Here is a 19,922-nt window from a genome sequence, read left to right on the forward strand (position 1 = left end):
TAGCATTGTGGTCCCACCTGATCCCATCCCGAACTCAGAAGTGAAACGCAATCGCGCCGATGGTAGTGTGGGGTCTCCCCATGTGAGAGTAGGTCATCGCCAAGCACCTAACTAAACAATGAAGCCAGCTGAATAAGCTGGCTTTTTTGTTTTTGAAATTTCAAACTGCCTGTTTGTTGTAACATAGCGATCCCATATTCAAAACATCTACATATTCAAAACATCTAAATGTTATTAGATGATTACAATCAATCACTGTCTTAATTTTTAGGCAGTATTCTCCAAAATACTCGTATTTATGTTAAGTCTTTTTGCTTAGTCGTAGGTTTACCGTTAGCATACAGGGCGTCTATTTCTTTATTTAAGATCATAAGCTACCAATGCTTCGCAAACTCTCACTCGCCGTATTAATTCCTGTGTGTATGCTGACACTTTATTTAGTGTTAGTGACTGCTGAGTATTTTTATGAGAGTGAACTGGTGCGTAAGGAGTTAGCTGATCGTCAAGTTAGTCAGATAAAACAGCAGCTTTTGCGTATGCAGGCTGTCGTTCAGTCAGCACAGGCATTGCAAGATATTGAGCGGATTGAGCAGGAAGTGTCTCTAGCAACCTTAGATATGAATGTGATGGTTTATATCTTGCTGGATGCGAACAGTCGGATCCGTTTTGCTAATCATACTGTTTGGCGCGATAGCAATGCGATAGAAGTGATTGATGGATATGATGTGCTTAGACATCATGCCGTAGTGCAATCAGGTCAGGCAAGTATTTCGGTCAATCCAAAAAGGTTATCAATTCAAGCTTATTATCCAGTTGACGCCCAGTATCCTGGGGCCACAGAGCTGCTTTATCTTGAATCTGATCTAGCCCCTTTGGTCACGAGAGCATCAAGCGAGTTACAACAGCGATTTATGCGTGTGTGGGGGCTTGGGGCGTTGCTGCTTATTGGCTTTACCTGCGTGTTATATTATCTGCTAATACGTCCACTGAAGCTGTTATGCAAATCGGCACAACATGTCGGCACATCGGCATTTTCTACTCAAGTACCTTGGAGTGCGTCCGAGATTTTATCCCTGCAAACAAACCTTCAATTGGTTCATGAGCGGTTAGCGCGAGCGGTTAAACAGCTTAATGATAGTGAACAGCGTTGGTTATTTGCCGTTGAAGGGTCGCGCAATGGTATTTGGGATTGGGATCTTCGTACTGGCGAAGTGTTTCTCTCCGACCGCTGGAAAGAAATGATAGGTTATCAACCCGATGAACTGGAAGGGGTATTCCAGACATGGGAAACACGTTTGCATCCCGAGGATAGACAGGCTGTATTGCATTGCTTGCAGGAATATGTGAGCGGAAAAACAAAAGAGTTTGAGAGTGTTCATCGCTTACAGCACCGCGAAGGGCATTATGTCTGGGTATTTGACCGTGGCATGTTAGTCGACTGGGACCATCTTGGTAGACCGACTCGGATGATAGGCATTCATGTCGATGTATCAGAGAGTGAGAGAAACCATGCTGCGATTGCGGAGTTAGTGAAGCAATCGGCAGGTGGTCATCGGATGCTTCCTGAAGTATTTATGGCGCAATTGTCACATTACCTGACTCAACGTAATAGTTCTGGCCAATGGGGAGCATTATTATTCGTTAATGTCGATACCTTAGGCATTAGCGAGGCATTATCATCCCACGAACTTGAGCGTTTACTGTCGCAGCTAAGTGCAAGGCTCTCGAGTTACTTTACAGAGAACATTGTCGTTGCTCATATTGAACTTGGTCATTTTGCTCTTTTAATTAAGGAGTTGGCCGTTGATGCTGAGATTGCAGGGCGTCGAGCATTAGCTTTGGCAACCGAGTTAAGACAAATTACGATTCGCCCTTTCCATTATGGAGAGTCTCATTTTAGTTTGAGTGCCAACGTGGGTATTTGTTTATTAGATCCCGTCGATACTCTCACTCCAGAACTCGTGGTTCAGCGTGCGCAACTCGCAATGAAGTGTGCTCTGTCACTGGAGCATGAGGGATGCGCGTTTTATCATCCAGAGTTAGCGTCTGCTGTTGATCCTGAATCGTCATTAATCAGTGCATTGCAACATGCGATTACTGACAATCAACTCTCTTTGATGTTCCAGCCTGTTGTTGATAGGCAAGGCAAAATTGTTTCTGCAGAGGTTTTATCTCGCTGGTATTTAACCAATGGTGAAATCGTGCCTGTAGCGCAGTTTATTCGCTTAGCTGAGCATAATGGATTAATCGCCGCGCTTGATTTAAATGTTGCCGATCGAGTTTGTCAGTTAGTCAAACAGTTTAAGCAACAAGGCATCATACTGCCGCGTATGACGTTGAATATAAGTACCTTATCTTTTTGCCAAGCTGATTTTGTAGATCAATTTATTACTTTAGTTCGTTCCTATGAGCTTGATGATAAGCAACTGGGGGTTGAACTTGCTGAGGGTATATTGCTTACTGCTAACGCTTTTGTTGAGCCACGTATCCGACAGTTAACAGAGGCTGGTATTGCGATTACATTAGATAACTTTGGTGCTGGCCAGTGCGCCTTAAGTTGCCTACACCACTACCCGCTTACAGAGGTTAAGTTAGATCTGCATTGTGCTGCAAGCTTGCTGGTTGATGCCAGTTGGAGCCAAGCGCTTATCCAATCGATACAATCTTTTAAACTGCCGATAGTGGCGAAAGGTGTGGAATCTGTACAGCAACAGCAGCTATTTACAGCCTTAGGATGTACGCACTTTCAAGGCTACAATATCGCTCGAGCCTTGAGTTTTAATGATTTTATACAGCTTGCTTGTCCACGTCCCTTGTTGCGTAGCGTTTAAAAAAGTCGAGTACGTAATTGAGTGCTTGATTGCGATAGCTATCTTTCTCCATAAAAATTTCATGGGCAGCACCTGCAATCACTTTTAGTTGGCAATTAGAACTCACCGCAAGATTTTGTGCGGCATTGTCGACAATTTTATCCTCACCAGCTTGTAGGATCAGAATGGGTGTGCGGATATATGCCGTGGCCAAGACACAGGCATCGGCCGCATCTAAGGATTCAGTCAACCAGCGGTTAGTCGGTGAGCCTAATTGCAGCTTTGGCGCTGCATCGTACAATTCTCGGTAAGCTTGATAACGGCTCTGGCAATGGGTGAGATCATTGCCTTTAAAGGGAGCGGCCTTATAGTTTTGCCCGCTGAGAACATAGTTAGGCTCTCCACCGTTGAGGCTGGTATCGAGCTTACTGGCTAACCAACGGACAAACCCTTTAGGCATAGGTAACTTAATACCATACATGGGGGCTGAGAATGCCGCCGCGGTAAACACATCTGGATGTTGTTTGAGATACAAGGTGCCGATGGCGCCGCCCATGGAATGCCCGAGTAAGAACAGCGGTGAAGTGGCATGTTTAAGTACAACTCTTTGCATAAACAGGGCAAAGTCGTCGATATAGTCGTTGAACCGCCGCACATGGCCTTGATGGGGATTTGCCGTCATGCGGCTCGATAATCCCTGGCCGCGGTGATCAATGGCAAACACCGAATAGCCTTGCTGATACAAGTCAAATACCAATTCTTGATACTTTAAGTAGGACTCAACTCGGCCACTGCTGATAACTATGCTGGCATGGGCCTTGGGATGCTTGACCATCATGTAGGCCAAGGTTAATCCATCGGGGGTTTTGAGTGTGTCTTGGATAACGGTTTGCCAAAAGGCTTGCTGTTCAGAAGTATTTAAATCGTGTTCCGTTGAAAAAGCTACCTTGGAAAACTCTTCCCTTGGAAAGTTTTGGGGCGTTTGGCTCATACTCTGTCACACATCTCGGGCAAAAAGGTTTGCTAGAGTGTATCAGAGAACTGGGGCGGGCAGGAAAGGGAGCAGGAAAATACCCGCTCCCTTGGGATGAGCTTAAATCGCGGCTTTTTGCGCTTCGATAAAGTCGTTTATCTGTTGCTCCAGCACCGACATAGGTACAGAACCATTTTCTAATACCGCGTCGTGGAAGGCGCGAATATCAAATTTATCGCCTAAGGCTTGCTCGGCTTTCGCGCGTAGGCGTTTAATGGTGAGCTCACCAATCTTGTAGGAGAGTGCTTGCCCTGGCCAGGTAATGTAGCGGTCAATCTCAGTGGTCACATTGTGGAGCGATAACGCCGTGTTGCTCGCCATAAACTCGATGGCTTGTTCTCGACTCCAACCTTAGGCGTGCATCCCCGTATCGACAACGAGGCGAGCGGCGCGCCACATCTCGTAAGTGAGACGTCCAAAGTTACTGTAAGGGTCTTGATAGAATCCCGCTTCTAAGCCTAAGTATTCGCTATACAATCCCCAACCTTCACCAAAGGCCGAAATATAGCTGTAGCGACGAAAATCAGGCAACGAGCTCAGTTCGGAGTTAAGTGAAATCTGCAGATGATGTCCGGGCACTGCTTCGTGTAGCGTTAGCGCTTCGAGTTCATAGAGCGGGCGCTTATCTAAGGCGTAGGTATTAACCCAGTAGTAACCCGGCTCGTCATCACGATTAGAGCCTGAATAACGGCCTGAGGTGTATTTCGGGGCAATTTCGGCCGGCACTGGCGCGATACCGTAGGGTTTTCGCGGCAATTTACCAAAATATTTGGGCAACATGGCATCGGCTTTTTTGGCAATAAATGCCGCTTCCTTCAGGAGCTGATCCGCACTGGTGGTATAAAACTGGGGATCGGTTCTTAAGAAATGTAAAAAGTCGGCAAAGCTGCCTTTAAAGCCAACAGACTTAATGACTTGCTCCATTTCCTGGCGGATACGCTTTACTTCTTTTAAACCGAGCTCGTGCACTTCGGCCGAGGTCATATTTAAGGTCGTGTAGTAACGGACGCGGTTCTCATAGAAGGCATCACCATCGGGTAAGCTGTTGGCGGCAATATTTTCCCGAGTGTTGGGCATATACTCCTGAGTCATAAAATCATAAAAAGCCTGATAGGTCGGGAGCACATTCTGCTCGACCGATGCTCGGCCTTCTTGGGTCAGTTGCGTTTTTTGCGCCTCAGTAAAGTGGCTTGGGTATTGAGTAAAAGGCTTGAAATAACTGCTTTTCTCTACCGGTAAGATGTAAACACTAATGCTGTTTTCAAATCCCTTGAGCGTGGCTTTAGGCGGTGTAATGCCTTCCTTTAAGCCTTGTTTTAACCAATGGGTTTGCTGGGCAAAATAGGTAGGTAGTGCCTTGAGCTTGCCTAGGTAGTTTTGGTAATCCTCTAGGGTATTGAACCGCCCTTGCGCAATGGAAGATATATAGGCGTGGAAGCCACTCTCTGCGGTGATTGGCAGGTAGTAATCCTTGTATTTATACAGGTCGACCTCGTTTTGGATCTGATCTTCGAGGATTTGGGCGTTGATTTTATCCTCTTTACTCAGCTTACTGCGATCCAGTGCTTTCAATTGGGCCAGAATGGCAATTTGTCCTTGATTGAGCTTGGCTAAGGCTTCTGGAGACAGATCTTGTAGTTTACCCGCAGCACTCTTATCTCCCATTCCATAGGCCATTTCTGGGCTGGCACTGAGTTGGAGTTGCCAACTTTGATCCACAATCGCTTGCAGTGCTGGTGCCATAGTTTTGGCTGGCGCCTGCGCTGTAGTGATGGTTGTCGGTGTATGTTCGATAGGAGTTTGAGCTGTGCTACAGGCAGTTAGGGCGCAAATCAGTAAGCTTGGGGTAAAGAGTTTATGCATGATTTATCTCGGATATTTTCGTTGTTATTGAAGTCATTATGCCTGAGGTTTACCCCAGATTCTTGTACGCATATTAAGCAGAATTGTGACTGAATGTGAATTTAAATCCTGCCCTTAGCTAAGTGCCACCCAAGAATGCGTGTTAAACTTAGTGTCCGCCCTAGACCAAATAACAAAAGCATTGGCTGGGTAGTTCATATAGGGGTTAATTATGATCAATACATCCATTCCATTGGTGGATTTGCATCGTCACTTAGATGGTAACGTGCGAGTGAACACCATTTGGGAACTCGGACACCAACATGGCATTGCTTTGCCTGCCGATTCTTTAGAGACTCTCGCGCCATTTGTACAGATTCAGGGGAAAGAAACCAGCTTAGTCGCCTTCTTGAAGAAGCTTGACTGGATGGTGGCCGTTCTCGCTGATTTAGATGCGGTAAAACGTGTCGCCTATGAAAACGTGGCCGATGCGGCGTTATCTGGCCTTGATTATGCGGAGCTGCGTTTTAGCCCATATTACATGGCGATGAACCATAAGCTACCGATTGAAGGTGTGGTTGAAGCGGTTATCGATGGGGTGAAAGCAGGCCTGAAAGATTATCAAGTTAAGATCAATCTTATCGGGATTATGTCGCGCTCCTTCGGCCAAGCCGCTTGTACTCAGGAGCTTGAAGGTCTACTCGCCCATAAACAACACTTAGTCGCGATGGATTTAGCTGGCGATGAGTTAGGTTTTCCTGGCGAGTTGTTTAATGAGCACTTTAAGCGAGTGCGAGACGCGGGCTTAGCGATTACCGCCCATGCGGGCGAAGCGGCGGGTTCGCAAAGTATGTGGCAAGCGATTCAGGAGTTGGGCGCGACACGTATCGGCCATGGGGTGAATGCGATTCACGATCCTAAGCTGATGGAATATCTCGCTAAACATCGTATTGGTATCGAATCTTGCCCAACCAGCAACCTGCACACCTCGACAGTGTCTTCCTATGCTGAACATCCCTTCAGAACCTTTATGGATGCTGGTGTGTTGATAAGCCTTAACACCGATGATCCGGGTGTGAGTGCGATTGATATCAAGCATGAATACCGCATTGCCAAGTCTGAACTGGGATTAAGCGATGCCGAGCTGACTCAGGTGCAACGCAACGGGATGGAAATGGCGTTTTTATCTGAGAGTGAGCGCAAGGCGCTGTATGCGGCTAAAGCTTAAGTAATCTGCTCTATTTCCCAATAAAAAATCCGACATTTGAGTCGGATTTTTTATTGGAAATGTGTCAGTGTTAGATCACACGGGAGAACTGTTGTTGACGCGCTTTTTGACGGTAGTAAAGGTCGAAGCACATACAGATATTGCGGATCAACAGGCGGCCTGTGGGGCTGATGGTGATCTTTCTGTCGGCGATTTCAACTAACTTATCGTCGATAAAGGTTTGCAGTAGTTTTAAGTCTTCGGCGAAGTATTCCTCAAACTTAATACCCAGTTTTTCGTCCATTTTCGCCATATCTAAATCGAAGTGGCAGATCAATTGTTTGATCACTACGCGGCGGATTTCGTCGTCACGGTTCAGGCTACAACCTTTCCACAGCGCATGGCCATCTTTGTCGATGGCTTCGTAGTAAGGACGAATGTCCTTCTGGTTTTGCGCATAACAATCGCCGATTTGGCTGATTGAAGACACGCCCAGACCGAGCAGGTCGCATTCTTCTTGGGTGGTATAACCCTGGAAGTTACGGTGCAGTTTGCCTTCGCGTTGTAACTTAGCCAGCTCATCGTCAGGCTTAGCGAAGTGGTCCATGCCGATGTACTGATAACCCGCGCCGGTTAAGGTCTCGATCGTTTGATGCAACATCTCGAGTTTTTGTTTTGGCGAAGGTAAATGTTCATCTTTGATCTTACGCTGCGCGGCAAAACGCGCGGGTAAGTGGGCATAGTTGAATACAGATAGACGGTCGGGCGACAGGTCTAACACGCGCTGCATGGTGGCGGCGAATGTTTCGGGTGTCTGGTGTGGCAGACCGTAAATTAAGTCGATATTGGTTGAGACGAATCCCATGGCCTTGGCTTTGGCCATTAAATCGAAAATAAATTGCTCGTCCTGCTCGCGGTTAACTGCGACTTGTACTTCTTTATTGAAGTCCTGCACCCCGATAGAAATGCGGTTAAAGCCTGCTTCTTTTAAGGTATCGAGCATTGAAAGCTCAATCTCACGCGGGTCAACTTCGATCGAGAACTCACCTTCAGCGGCAAAGTTAAAGTTAGCCTTGATTAAGTCGGTTAACTTCAAAATTTGCTCTGGATTTAAGAAGGTTGGAGTGCCGCCGCCCCAGTGCATTTGGGTGACTGTGTAGTGCTTAAACAGCGGAGCACGCTTAATAATTTCGAGGCTTAAATACTCAATGTATTGATCAGCCTTGTGGGCGTGGCGAGTGATGACTTTATTACAGCCACAGTAGTAGCAAAGTTTGGCGCAGAAGGGGATGTGAATATACAGCGACAGTTTGTCACTCTTACTGTTTTCAATCGCCGTTAACAGGTTTTGTTCAGTGAATGAATCATCGAACTCTAGCGCCGTTGGATAAGAAGTATAACGGGGACCGCTGTAGTTATATTTTTCGATCATCGACTGATCCCAGCTTATCTGAGTGGGCTGCTTCAAGGCGTGTCCTCCGAGGGTAAATTAGCAACAAACGAAGTATGCAAGGTTCTTAGGTAAATAACCTTGATCTAGGTTGTAAAAATGATGTCTGCCATTTTAGAAGTTACGCAATATCTATGAAAAAAGAGCGTGTGTCTGTCGTTTTTTGGAGGTTTTGTGCACAGGCTCACGGGAAGTCGCACTCTATGTGATGAACGGATTTAAATTGATCGCCTCGAAACCGATCCAAATTTGGCTTCGAGGCGGAGTAAGCGTTTTTAGTGCGGTGTTTTTAGCTGATAAGTCGACAACTTTTTAGCATCTTCGTTAATACCTTCGGCAAGCTCAGCTTCAGATTTCATTCGTGTAAAATCGAGTTTCATTCGATCTTGCTTTGGCAGAGCTTGGCGGGCTTCCATAATCGGATGATTTTTAATTAACTCAAAATGTTGGAAGAGTGCAGGAAACTCTGGTGCGACTCGCTCGCTGAGGGATAAAATCTCAAACAAACGCCCAATCCTGACCACGCCTTCGGAGATTTCACAGCGGTCTTCAATCATGGCTGTCGCAATATAGCGGATATCTTCGAGTACTTGTGCTCGTTTGGCATTAGCTGCCACTTCGCGCTCGGCAAAAAGCGCTTGTTGACGGTGTTTTTGTTGCTTGAGTTTGAGGAGTAAAAAAGTGGCGTAGCTACTGAGGGCAACAATAATGATAAAACCAAGAACGATAAGAGTGGTAGACACGAGAACTCCTTGTTCAGAAAGCATAAAAACAAAACATAATCGTTTTGTTTTTATGCATATTCTAAGATTTAAAACTTATCTTGATAATCTTTTAGCAGTTCGGCACCGGATTCAAAGCGATCGAACAGGTCGTCATCTGAATCAGCTTTAGATTTCGCTGGCACTTCATCTTCTAGCTCATCGCTAATACCCAGTTTAATCATCAGGGCTTCAATCTTATTCAGCTGCTGATCTAACCATTTTTGATCGGCATCATTTAAGTTGCGACCTTCTTCTAGCATATCGAGCAACTGATTTAGTCTTGGATCTTCTTCCAGCTTCAGTAATTTTTGCTCGTCAGTTAACTTTGGCTGCTTAACCTTTGGCGTGGCTGGCTTTTCTGTCGCGGTTGGCAACGTCAAAGCCACAGGTTTTTTACTGCCATGGCGAGGATCTTTGCTCTGTGCAGCCTTTTTCTGTGGTGCTTGAGCCTGGATCAGCGCTTCATTATGACGACTGCCAGACTTGTTACCCTTTTCTGCGCGCTTGCCTGTTACTTCAGCACGGTCCTGCTTTTTCACTCTTGGCTGTTGTTTGGGGCTATTCTCGCCGCCCTTGCGTGTTTTCTTGCTACGAGACATGATTTTCTCAATTATTTACATCGTATGGCCTAGCCGATACGGGATCGACTAAGTGCTAAATTCGGTCGGCTGTTATACCAGATTATGATGTTTTTTGCATCAAAACGAGGTCTTTCGCGGCAAATAATAGTTCAAAATCACTATTACTCGCTAGGTATTCAAAAGTTAGTCTTTGGTAAAAACTCACGTGAGTGAGATTGTTTTTATAATGCCACTTAGCAAAACCTTCTAAATCAATTAATAAAGGAGTACTAATTGCTAACCAGCCTCCTGGTTTAAGCAAGCGGGTCAGTAATCTCCATTCTTTGAAGGGATACTGAAAATGCTCAAATACTCGGTAGCAGCAAATAAAATCATACTCTTGCTTTAGAGGTTCATGGTCAGGAGCAAAGAAAGGGTCATATTGCTTGAAGGTGTGCCCCGCCGATTCAATGGTCGCCAGACTGGTTTGATCTAACACGCGTCCAAAATTTAAGCCCGTAAGGCTACCTTTTTGCTGCAGTTGTATTTGTGTCAGTAGCGGCAAAATAAATTGCGAGAGTTGGCGCTGTTTGGCGGCAATCCGCGAACGTCCATAGCGCTGTTTTTCTGCCGCAGGAGGAAGATGGCTATTTGCATCAGCAAAAGTGAGTCCGCATGTCTGGCAAATATAAAAACACCGTTTTTTGTCCTGTAGGAGCAACAGTGTTTGTGTGCTATGACAAAGGGGACATCTGCGCATTGAGTCAACTGATAAAAGATTAAGGCTTTGATTGTAACAATTATATTTGCAGAGTGCACTTTCTAGACAAAGTGCGTTTTGACTGAAAATCACAAAGAAAAAAGGCGGCAGTTAAACTGCCGCCTTACAAACAGTGCATTTTAGCACCCTATTCTGATTCCAAGTATCCGTACTTGCTATGCGACTTTCCCGGTCGGTATCCTTCTTTTTTTTACTGCTTTCCCAGCGTGTTTTTGTTAGCGGTCTTCCAGACTCTTAATTCTTTCCTGTCGCCATCCTGACCACAGTTTCCGTAGATGGTCTCAAGACACATCTTTTATAGCAGCGTCATCAATGACGTTAAATCAACCATCCTTGTTACTTGAAGTACCTTCCAGTGATAACAAGCTTCCAGCCAGTGCATCCAAAGCGATTAGCTTCCTTTGCTACAGTTTACATCATGTAAAACTGTGTCCTGATGGGGCAAGTTACCCTGAATGTAAGGCGTTTTGCTTTCGCAAATTGGCGTTATCGGCCGTCCCTTACAAAAATGTACTGACCTGGATTTCAAAGCGAAATCACTGCTCTTGTTATTATTAGAGAGTGGTCTTAGTTATATTGTTGTTATTGAGAGTCTTTATTCTTATATCTTGAATGTTAATTATACCGAAATCTGTAAGTTATTATTAATTTATTTGTACAAACAGATGGGTTTATCTCGGTACGGGGCTTATTAAACCCAAATCTGTGATCCATGTCAAGCATGAATCTTTATCAGTTTACGTTAACGTAAACTAGGCGGTGTAAAAAAAGGGTGACAACACACCCTTCTTTACATCGCTAAACCTTATTTCAGGCTAGCAAGATATTTAGATAGTGCATCGATATCGCTGTCATTTAACTTCTTAGCGACATCTTGCATCATACCGTTTAGGTCATTGTGACGACCTGCATCACGGAACTTAGTCAGTTGGATCTTGATATAGTTAGCGTGTTGACCGGCTAATGCTGGGAAACCGGCTGATTCAGCCCCTTTACCATCTGGACCGTGACATGCCATACATGCAGTGATGCCGCGTGACACATCGCCACCTTTGTAAAGTTTTGCACCTAGCTCAGGAACATCTTTCACCTCAGCAACTTGGATTGCTTGAGTAGAGAAATATGCAGTAATGTCGAGAATATCTTGATCACTAAGAGGCATTGCCATACCACTCATGATAGGATCCATACGACCATCTTTACCGCCAGATTGTGCCGCACTACGGAAATCATGTAGTTGCTTTTGGAGGTATGTGGCGTGTTGGCCCGCAAGCTTAGGGTACATATCGATCATGCTGTTACCGTCCATACCGTGACAGGCAGAACAGACGATAATTTTAGTTTTTCCCGCTTCAGCATTACCTTCAGCAATCGCAGGTGAAGATATGGCGGCAACTACAACAGACAGCGCAAGAGCTAACTTTTTCATGGCGTTCCAACTTCTGGTTAAGATTATTATCCTGAGCTTACTAGGGTGACCCGCAAGCGTGGTAAAATATGTTTAATGTGATCGGGGTAATATTTTACACGAAAACGTGGAAAAGTAAGCAATTCTTCATAAATTATGGTATTGCGCAGTAAATATATTGGAGTAAATAGTGACTGAATCTCATATAGATTTTCGCAGGGCGAAGTTTTTAATCAGTGCACCAGACATTGCACATTTGGATCAATATCTGCCTGGCGATGTCGGTGTTGAGATTGCTTTTGCTGGTCGCTCAAATGCTGGAAAATCGAGTGCGCTCAATGCATTAACTGAGCAGAAGAACTTAGCGCGTACCAGTAAAACGCCTGGACGCACTCAACTGATTAACGTATTTGAGCTTGATGCACAGCGTAGATTAGTCGATTTACCGGGTTATGGTTTTGCCCAAGTGCCATTAGCCATGAAGATTAAATGGCAACAATCTCTAGGCGAGTATTTACAGAAGCGTGCTTGTTTAAGTGGTGTTGTGGTTTTAATGGATATCCGTCATCCCCTAAAAGATCTGGATATGCAGATGATTGAATGGGCGGTGGCGAGTGAAATTCCGGTACTCGCATTACTGACTAAGTCAGATAAGCTGGCGCAAAGCGCGAAGATGAAGACAGTAAACGAAGTGCGTAAAGCGCTGGTTGAGTTTGGAGATTGGGTACAGGTTGAGCCTTTTTCTGCGCTCAAGGGCACGGGCAAACCTAAAGTGCTCAGTATCTTAAATGAATGGTGTCATCCGCAATGGTTGGCCGATGAGTTAGAAAACCAAGACGGCGCCGAGTAAGTCTTTTGCTTTATGGTCGGATACCACAAGTGCATTCGGCCATCTTCTCCTGCGATATCCCGCTCTATCCCCTTATAAAACAATTGATTTTCAACTCTCAACCCTCAAGTTTCAGGCAAAAAAATAGCCGATAACAATAGTCACCGGCCAAAGTTTTAGCTCTTTTGGGGAGAAGCTAAATTCAACAAGACTCAAGCACCATCAAATTACCTTCAATGGTTCTCAATGACGACAGCATACATCGAATTTATCTTTTATTAAAGTAAATACTCTAAAATTTACTCACCTTTAGTTAATGGCTTAATTTATGACTGGCATTCAAAATGCGGTTGAGAACACTAAACACTATTTGGGATGACGGGTCATTGGCTGAAAAAAAGCAAAAAAAAGCCCCAGCAAACAAGTTGCTGGGGCGCCAGAATTTGGCTCGTCACTATAAGTGAAATAAAGGTCTGAAAGATAGAACATCTTAACCTCTGTACCCTACGCAGAGAATAATACGCTATTTATCTTTAAATGGAAAACAGTTTTTTTGAAAAAGTGATAATTGTGTGCGATAGATCTCAAGTTTTAGGTGAAAAAATCAGCGGTGTTTGATCTAAACTTTTCAAAAAGAGTATCTAAACCACTGTTTTAGCTAAATAGACTGTATTTTTAGTACAGAATTGATCAATTCTTCAGATTTAATGTTTTTACTCTATTTTGATGATTGTTGTTGGTTGTATCCATCAGCGAACGATTGTTTAGGCTTGTGTGGAGTGTCTCGCGGATAGCAGGTTGTGCTTATGCCGGCGTTAAAGCAGCGAGAATTGAGGGGAGATTACATTTAGTAACAGAGAGTATTGTATAGGGTCGAATGCTATTTCCCGCTCTTGAGAGGGTTTAGCCATCAGGGTATTCGCTTGAGTAAACAACTTCTCCTCATCTTGTTCTCTGCGACGTCTATTTTAGAGGTACATAAAAGTCGCACCAAATACAAAGGCCCATCCTGTAATGAATGAGCCTTAGTAAGTGTTAGCAATGAGGTTCGAAGCTAAAGTCTACAGTTTAAATGCTAGTGGGCTTGATCCCAGTTATCACCAATGCCGGCTTCGGCTAGGAGTTCTACATCCAGATTGGCCGCTTTCGCCATGAGTTCACACACCTTGAGCTTGAGTTTTTCAGCTTTATCGGCATCGACTTCGAACACTAATTCGTCGTGCACTTGCATGATCATGGCGATTTCACCTTGGGTATCAGTTTTTATCCAATCGGCAATGTTGATCATGGCTTTTTTAATGATATCCGCGGCGGTGCCTTGCATTGGGGCGTTAATCGCTGCTCTTTCTGCTGCTTGGCGGCGCATTGCATTACGGTCGCGAATTTCGGGTAAATACAAACGGCGACCAAATAGCGTAGAGACATAGCCTAGCTCTGCTGCACTGGCTCGTGTTTCTTCCATATACCTTAATACGCCAGGATAGCGGGCGAAGTAAGTGTCTATATAGGTTTGTGCCTCGTTGCGGGGGATGTCGAGCTGACGCGCTAATCCAAAGGCGGACATACCATAGATCAGGCCAAAGTTAACGGCTTTGGCGCGGCGACGCTGCTCCGAGGTTACGCTGTCAAAGTCGGTGCCAAATACTTCGGCGGCGGTGGCTCTGTGAATGTCTTTGCCTTCGGCGAAGGCTTTGAGTAAGCCTGCGTCTTGGGATAAATGCGCCATGATACGCAATTCAATCTGCGAATAGTCGGCGGCTAAAATCTTACGTCCCTGCGGTGCAATAAAGGCTTGGCGAATACGACGACCTTCCTCGGTGCGGATAGGAATATTCTGTAGGTTAGGTTCGCTCGAGGATAAACGCCCCGTTGCGGCATTGGCCTGATGGTAGCTTGTGTGTACTCGGCCGGTTTTAGCGTTCACCATTAAAGGTAACTTATCGGTGTAAGTACTCTTTAACTTGGTCAGGCTGCGATGCTCAAGGATCACCTTAGGCAAAGGAAAATCTAATGCCAATTCGACCAGCACTTCTTCGGCGGTGGATGGTGCACCCTTAGGCGTCTTTTTGATAACCGGATAACCCAGCTTTTCAAAAAACAGCACTTGCAGTTGCTTTGGTGAACTTAAATTGAATTTTTCACCAGCAATATCATAAGCTTTAGTTTCTAACTCATCGATTTTACGGGCAAGTTCATCACTCTGTTGACCAAGCAACATACTATCGATAAACACACCTTGGCGTTCAATATCGGACAGAATTTGGATCAGCGGCAGTTCAATATCGGTAAAAACTGAGGCTAATTCAGCTTCTTTTTCGAGTCTTGGCCACAGGTGTTGATGTAGGCGTAGCGTAATATCGGCATCTTCCGCCGCATAGGGAGCTGCTGTTTCCAACGGAATTTGGTTAAAGGTTAGCTGTTTAGCACCTTTACCTGCGATATCTTCAAAGGCGATATTTTTATGGCCCAGATATTTTAGCGCCAACCCATCCATATCATGGCGTGAGGCGATCGAGTTAAACACATAGGATTCGAGCATAGTGTCGAATACCACGCCTTGGAGTTTTATGCCTGCATTGGCCAATACGCTGATGTCATATTTCAGGTTTTGACCGACTTTTTTGATCTTGGCATCTTCGAGTATCGGGCGCAGTTTTTCGAGTACAGTCTGCTTATCTAATTGTTGAGGTGCGCCAACATAATCGTGGGCTAAAGGCAGATAAGCGGCTTTTCCTGCTTCCACTGCGAAGGACATGCCAACCAGTTCCGCAACCATATAGTCGAGGCTGGTGGTCTCGGTATCCACGGCCATTAATGGCGCTTGTTTGAGTTTGGCAATCCACTCATCAAGCTGAGCTTCGGTCAGAATCGTATCGTATTGGGTTTCAATCGTGACGCTGGGCGCTGATTCTTCTTGGGTTTCGGTCGTTTCGGCTTTTGCTGTGACCGTCGCTGGCGCCTTATTATCTAAGACTTCGGCAAGCCAGCGTTTAAACTCCATCTCGCCGTAGCATTTGATCAGTTCGTCTCGATCAGCAGGTTTGGCGGTGAGCTCATGCCAATCTTGTTCGAGTTCAACATCGGTTTTAATGGTGGCAAGCTCATAGGACAGTTTTAGCATGTCGGCATTGTCGATGATTTTCGCCGCCATGGTTTTTGCGCCCCTAAAGCCTAATTCGGTGACTTTTTCGGGCTCTGCAAGCAAATTGGCGACACTACCCGCCCCTGTGAGCATGGCTAATGCGGTTTTTTCGCCAACACCAGGTAAACCGGGAATGTTATCCGCCTTATCGCCCATCAGCGCTAAGAAATCGATAATTCTGTCTGGACCTACACCATATTTAGCCGCAACTTCTTCAGGGCCCATAATGGTATCTGTCATGGTGTTGATCAGCGTGATATTGTCATCAACCAGCTGCGCCATATCTTTATCGCCTGTACTGATGAGTACGGCGCGGTTTTCGCGGCTCGCTTGGCGAGCGATAGTGCCGATAACATCATCTGCCTCAACACCTGGGATAGAAATTAAGGGCAAGCCTAAGGCACGGATAATACGGTGCAGGGGTTCAATTTGTGAGCGCAGGTCATCCGGCATCGGTGGTCGATGCGCCTTGTATTCTTCATATAAGTCATTGCGGAAGGTTTTGCCTTTAGCATCGAACACCACAGCGATATGACTAGGTTGATAACGGCTTAATAAGCTGCGGAGCATATTCACTACGCCATAAACTGCACCAGTAGCTTCGCCCTTTGAGTTTGTCAGGTGAGGAGGCGCATAATAGGCGCGATATAAATAAGAAGATCCATCCACAAGGACAAGTGGGTTATTGGCTATGGTCGGCATAAGTAATTTTCGTTTATCGATGACTTAGATGGCGCTAAGCATGCCACAGAAGTGGTATTTCAGCCACGGCAAATTGACTCTCAGCCTGTGGATAACTCTGTGAGTGAAAAAGTCAACTGTGAATAATGGCGATAATTACGGCTTGGTGCGATATTTTTAAGTTGTTGATTTTTATGTTTTTATAATATTTGTGTGAGTTCAATACTGTTTCTTGAAAAATCTTCCTGATTTGTGGATTTTTTATTGACTCCGTAAAATACCTAGAGGCTGGCTTAATTTTCACCGACCCTTAGATTCGACGAACTAAGTTAGCACGATTTTTAAGCAGATCAACCATTTTGTTTACAGTTTGTTAAAACCAAATGACATAAGAAGGATATTTATAATGAAAAAAATCGCAGTATTGCTCAGTGGGTGCGGTGTTTTCGATGGAACAGAGATCCATGAATCGGTTTTAACGTTATTATCTCTATCGAAAGCGGGGGCTCAATATCAATGTTTTGCTCCTGATATCAATCAGATGCATGTTGTTAATCACTTCACTGGCGAAGTAGACAAGACAGCGACACGCAATGTGCTGGTTGAATCGGCACGTATCGCCCGTGGCGAAGTAAAAGCAACCACCGAACTTGATATTACCGATTTCGATGCACTGGTTATCCCTGGCGGGTTTGGGGCGGCGAAAAATCTGTGTAACTTCGCCACTAATGGCAGTGAGTGTGAAGTGAATCCACTCGTGACTGATTTTATTAATGAATTTATTCTGGCGAAAAAGCCCGTCGGCTTTATTTGTATCGCGCCTATGATGATCCCGCAGTTATATGGACACGGTGCTAAGGGCACTATCGGTAATGATGTGGATACGGTAGCAGCCTTTAATCTGATGGGCGGCCATCATCAGGCGGCGACTGTGCATGATATCGTGGTGGATGAGGATAATAAGATTGTTAGTACGCCCGCTTATATGTTGGCGGGGAATATTGCTGAGGCACACTCTGGCATCGAGAAGCTGGTCGCCAAAGTGCTAGAACTAGCCAAGTAATTACGCCTAAACACAGCAGGGTAAACTCTAAGGCTTACCCTGCATTTGTATCTGAATATGGAAGAAATCGCGGTGAGTTAGCGAGTAGCTTTACTGCGACTATCAAGCCAGCCTTGGGCGAGACCTATCAATAGCCCACCAATATGGGCGCCATTCGCAACTGAAACACCTAAGAAATCCGTAAAGCCTAACACCAGCCAAATCAACATAAACCCCATGTAGGAGGGCGGTAAACCTATACCCGCCTCTGGTTTACGTCGCCCCATGACCCAAGTGTAACCGGCGACGGCATACACTACGCCTGACAGCCCGCCAAAGTTGGGACCACTAACATAGTATTGGACGACATTGGGTAAAGTACCTGCGACCAGTAGCAGGATTAACAGCGGGGCTGTGCCTATACGAGTCTCGATTTTGCCACCCAAATACCACCACCAGAGTAAGTTGAAGATGATATGCATGGCCGAAAAGTGCATTAGGCTTGGGGTAAACACGCGCCAGAATTGGCTAACACCCGTGTCAGGCACTGCGCCAAAATAGGAGAGTGCTTGGTAAACGAGGCTGGCGAAGCCTAAATTCATCGCAGTATAAATCAGTACACAGAGGCCGAAGATGATAAGAGTAACTGGGCCTGCGCCTGTGATAAATTGGCTGAATAGCTGTAAAGAAGGGGCGCCATAATCGAGCTTAGTATTGGTATCACCATGCTCCCACGAGGCTTGTAAGTATTTGTTATCGTAAGGATGAGCGATAAAGTGGGCAAATTCTTTACGGGCTTGCTCGGCATCCTGATCGCGGATAACCAGAATAGCGACTCCCTGCGGTAATGGCTGAATTTGGCAGTCTATCTGTTCACCTTTGAGGTAATCGACAAAGGCCTGCGCGGCTCTGCTGTTGGGGAGTCTGCCAATCTCAATCATGCATTGGCCTCATGCCAAGCGCTAAAGCCACCATCTAGGCTATAAACGTCATCAAACCCTTGCTCACACAGATATTGAGCGGCATTTTGGCTGCTGATGCCATGGTAGCAAACCACCACTAAAGGACTGTCCATATCCGCTTGGCTAATAAAGTGCGCTAGATTCTCGTTATTCAAATTAAATGCGCCATCAATGTGGCCGTTGTTAAAGCTATGACCATCGCGAATATCGACGATTTGCACTGACTTTGACTCGGTCATTTGCACTAATTGATTCACGCTAAGGTGTTTAAAGGAAGACATAATAAAACCTGAAATAACTGAAAAGGGATAAGCGATGGGATAAGTGTGCAACATGGGGCTGCATGTGTACAGCCCCGTGATTGGCATAGCTAAGAGAATTAATCCCAGCTGAGGATGACTTTACCGGATTGGCCTGAGCCCATAGCGTCGAAGCCTTTTTGGAAATCATCAATCTTGTAGTGGTGCGTGATAATCGGCGAAATATCTAAGCCAGATTGGATCAAGCTTGCCATCTTGTACCAAGTTTCGAACATTTCACGGCCGTAAATGCCTTTGATGACCAGACCCTTGAAGATCACTTTGCTCCAATCAATCGCCATTTCACCACCCGGAATACCGAGCATCGCGATTTTGCCGCCGTGGTTCATGGTATCTAACATGGCGTGGAAGGCAGAAGGTACGCCAGACATTTCTAGACCGACGTCAAATCCTTCGGTCATGCCGAGTTCTTTCATCACGTCTTTCAGACTTTCCTGAGCCACGTTAACAGCGCGGGTAGCACCCATTTTACGAGCTAGCTCTAAGCGGTATTCGTTAACGTCGGTGATAACTACATGGCGAGCACCAACGTGGCGACATACGGCCGCAGCCATAATACCGATAGGGCCCGCGCCAGTGATTAACACGTCTTCGCCCACTAAGTCGAAAGACAGCGCAGTGTGCACTGCGTTACCGAACGGGTCGAAGATAGACGCTAAATCGTCGCTGATATCATCGGGGATTTTGAAGGCGTTAAAGGCCGGGATAACCAAATATTCGGCAAATGAACCTTCGCGGTTTACACCCACACCTGAGGTGTTACGGCATAAATGGGTACGACCTGCGCGGCAGTTACGGCAGTGGCCGCAGGTGATATGGCCTTCGCCAGAAACGCGGTCACCAATGTTAAAGCCACGAACTTCTTGTCCGATATCAACCACTTCACCCACATATTCGTGACCTACCACCATAGGTACAGGAATGGTTTTTTGTGACCATTCGTCCCAGTTGTAGATGTGCATGTCGGTGCCACAAATGGCGGTCTTTTTAATCTTGATCAGCAGATCGTTATGGCCCATTTCAGGCTTAGGCGCATCGACTAACCAAATGCCTTTTTCGGCTTTTAACTTGCTTAGTGCTTTCATTTTGTA

The 19,922-nt window shown here is 45.6% G+C and carries 14 protein-coding genes, 1 rRNA gene and 1 pseudogene; 5 read left to right on the top strand and 11 right to left on the bottom strand.

Going from position 1 to position 19,922, the window contains the following annotated elements:
- Positions 1-105, top strand: a 5S ribosomal RNA gene (rrf, locus tag M0413_RS08665); the annotation flags it as partial.
- A 275-nt stretch (positions 106-380) separates the two neighbouring features.
- On the top strand, positions 381-2,831 hold the full coding sequence (locus tag M0413_RS08670) for an EAL domain-containing protein (protein WP_249553819.1): 2,451 nt from the start codon (positions 381-383) through the stop codon (positions 2,829-2,831).
- Here M0413_RS08670 and M0413_RS08675 read toward each other — a convergent pair.
- Together M0413_RS08675 and M0413_RS08680 are read right to left on the bottom strand one after the other, a co-directional pair.
- Complete coding sequence (locus M0413_RS08675) at positions 2,788-3,801, bottom strand: alpha/beta fold hydrolase (RefSeq protein ID WP_249553820.1); 1,014 nt, start codon at positions 3,799-3,801, stop codon at positions 2,788-2,790. The genes M0413_RS08670 and M0413_RS08675 overlap by 44 nt on opposite strands.
- 102 nt (positions 3,802-3,903) lie before the next feature.
- A pseudogene (locus M0413_RS08680) lies at positions 3,904-5,706 on the bottom strand (DUF885 domain-containing protein).
- A gap of 211 nt (positions 5,707-5,917) precedes the next feature.
- On the opposite strand from M0413_RS08680, the gene add reads away from it, so the two are divergent.
- Entirely contained in the window at positions 5,918-6,913 is a 996-nt protein-coding gene (add, locus tag M0413_RS08685) for an adenosine deaminase (RefSeq protein ID WP_069453904.1), read from the top strand.
- Positions 6,914-6,983: 70 nt separating this feature from the next.
- On the opposite strand, the gene hemN is transcribed toward add, so the two are convergent.
- The 5 genes from hemN to M0413_RS08710 form a co-directional block, all read right to left on the bottom strand.
- Positions 6,984-8,360: an oxygen-independent coproporphyrinogen III oxidase gene (hemN, locus tag M0413_RS08690; RefSeq protein WP_081990920.1), complete on the bottom strand. Its 1,377-nt coding sequence runs from the start codon at positions 8,358-8,360 to the stop codon at positions 6,984-6,986.
- A gap of 257 nt (positions 8,361-8,617) precedes the next feature.
- On the bottom strand, positions 8,618-9,085 hold the full coding sequence (locus M0413_RS08695; protein ID WP_249553821.1) for a DUF2489 domain-containing protein: 468 nt from the start codon (positions 9,083-9,085) through the stop codon (positions 8,618-8,620).
- 68 nt (positions 9,086-9,153) lie between these two features.
- Positions 9,154-9,705 (bottom strand): Der GTPase-activating protein YihI, encoded by a 552-nt coding sequence (gene yihI, locus M0413_RS08700; protein ID WP_037424074.1) that lies wholly within the window; start codon positions 9,703-9,705, stop codon positions 9,154-9,156.
- 82 nt (positions 9,706-9,787) lie between these two features.
- Positions 9,788-10,426 (bottom strand): class I SAM-dependent methyltransferase, encoded by a 639-nt coding sequence (locus tag M0413_RS08705; protein WP_037429866.1) that lies wholly within the window; start codon positions 10,424-10,426, stop codon positions 9,788-9,790.
- Positions 10,427-11,252: 826 nt separating this feature from the next.
- Positions 11,253-11,876 (bottom strand): c-type cytochrome, encoded by a 624-nt coding sequence (locus M0413_RS08710; protein ID WP_037424071.1) that lies wholly within the window; start codon positions 11,874-11,876, stop codon positions 11,253-11,255.
- Between the two features lie 169 nt (positions 11,877-12,045).
- Between M0413_RS08710 and yihA the strand changes: the two genes are divergently transcribed.
- Positions 12,046-12,705 (top strand): ribosome biogenesis GTP-binding protein YihA/YsxC, encoded by a 660-nt coding sequence (yihA, locus tag M0413_RS08715; RefSeq protein WP_037424068.1) that lies wholly within the window; start codon positions 12,046-12,048, stop codon positions 12,703-12,705.
- Positions 12,706-13,759: 1,054 nt separating this feature from the next.
- Here the strand turns inward: yihA and polA are convergent.
- Positions 13,760-16,528: a DNA polymerase I gene (polA, locus tag M0413_RS08720; protein ID WP_037424065.1), complete on the bottom strand. Its 2,769-nt coding sequence runs from the start codon at positions 16,526-16,528 to the stop codon at positions 13,760-13,762.
- 385 nt (positions 16,529-16,913) lie between these two features.
- Between polA and elbB the strand changes: the two genes are divergently transcribed.
- Positions 16,914-17,570 (top strand): isoprenoid biosynthesis glyoxalase ElbB, encoded by a 657-nt coding sequence (gene elbB / locus M0413_RS08725; RefSeq protein ID WP_249553823.1) that lies wholly within the window; start codon positions 16,914-16,916, stop codon positions 17,568-17,570.
- A 77-nt stretch (positions 17,571-17,647) separates the two neighbouring features.
- Here the strand turns inward: elbB and glpG are convergent, their stop codons facing one another.
- From glpG to tdh, 3 genes are all read right to left on the bottom strand, one after another.
- Positions 17,648-18,490, bottom strand: a complete 843-nt coding sequence (glpG, locus tag M0413_RS08730; RefSeq protein WP_188870881.1) for a rhomboid family intramembrane serine protease GlpG — start codon at positions 18,488-18,490, stop codon at positions 17,648-17,650.
- Positions 18,487-18,792: a thiosulfate sulfurtransferase GlpE gene (gene glpE / locus M0413_RS08735; protein ID WP_188870879.1), complete on the bottom strand. Its 306-nt coding sequence runs from the start codon at positions 18,790-18,792 to the stop codon at positions 18,487-18,489. The genes glpG and glpE overlap by 4 nt, the downstream gene beginning before the upstream one ends.
- Positions 18,793-18,890: 98 nt before the next feature.
- On the bottom strand, positions 18,891-19,916 hold the full coding sequence (gene tdh / locus M0413_RS08740; RefSeq protein WP_086902510.1) for an L-threonine 3-dehydrogenase: 1,026 nt from the start codon (positions 19,914-19,916) through the stop codon (positions 18,891-18,893).
- Between the last annotated feature and the right edge of the window lie 6 nt (positions 19,917-19,922).

Source organism: Shewanella sp. 8A (assembly GCF_023475945.1).
In the GTDB taxonomy this organism is placed as follows: domain Bacteria; phylum Pseudomonadota; class Gammaproteobacteria; order Enterobacterales; family Shewanellaceae; genus Shewanella; species Shewanella xiamenensis.

Bases quoted from the DNA above. Each gene is read 5' to 3' on its own strand.
- M0413_RS08670 (WP_249553819.1), top strand. From the start codon at position 381: ATGCTTCGCAAACTCTCACTCGCCGTATTAATTCCTGTGTGTATGCTG.
- M0413_RS08675 (WP_249553820.1), bottom strand. From the start codon at position 3,801: ATGAGCCAAACGCCCCAAAACTTTCCAAGGGAAGAGTTTTCCAAGGTA.
- add (WP_069453904.1), top strand. From the start codon at position 5,918: ATGATCAATACATCCATTCCATTGGTGGATTTGCATCGTCACTTAGAT.
- yihI (WP_037424074.1), bottom strand. From the start codon at position 9,705: ATGTCTCGTAGCAAGAAAACACGCAAGGGCGGCGAGAATAGCCCCAAA.
- M0413_RS08705 (WP_037429866.1), bottom strand. From the start codon at position 10,426: ATGCGCAGATGTCCCCTTTGTCATAGCACACAAACACTGTTGCTCCTA.
- M0413_RS08710 (WP_037424071.1), bottom strand. From the start codon at position 11,876: ATGAAAAAGTTAGCTCTTGCGCTGTCTGTTGTAGTTGCCGCCATATCT.
- polA (WP_037424065.1), bottom strand. From the start codon at position 16,528: ATGCCGACCATAGCCAATAACCCACTTGTCCTTGTGGATGGATCTTCT.
- elbB (WP_249553823.1), top strand. From the start codon at position 16,914: ATGAAAAAAATCGCAGTATTGCTCAGTGGGTGCGGTGTTTTCGATGGA.
- glpG (WP_188870881.1), bottom strand. From the start codon at position 18,490: ATGATTGAGATTGGCAGACTCCCCAACAGCAGAGCCGCGCAGGCCTTT.
- glpE (WP_188870879.1), bottom strand. From the start codon at position 18,792: ATGTCTTCCTTTAAACACCTTAGCGTGAATCAATTAGTGCAAATGACC.
- tdh (WP_086902510.1), bottom strand. From the start codon at position 19,916: ATGAAAGCACTAAGCAAGTTAAAAGCCGAAAAAGGCATTTGGTTAGTC.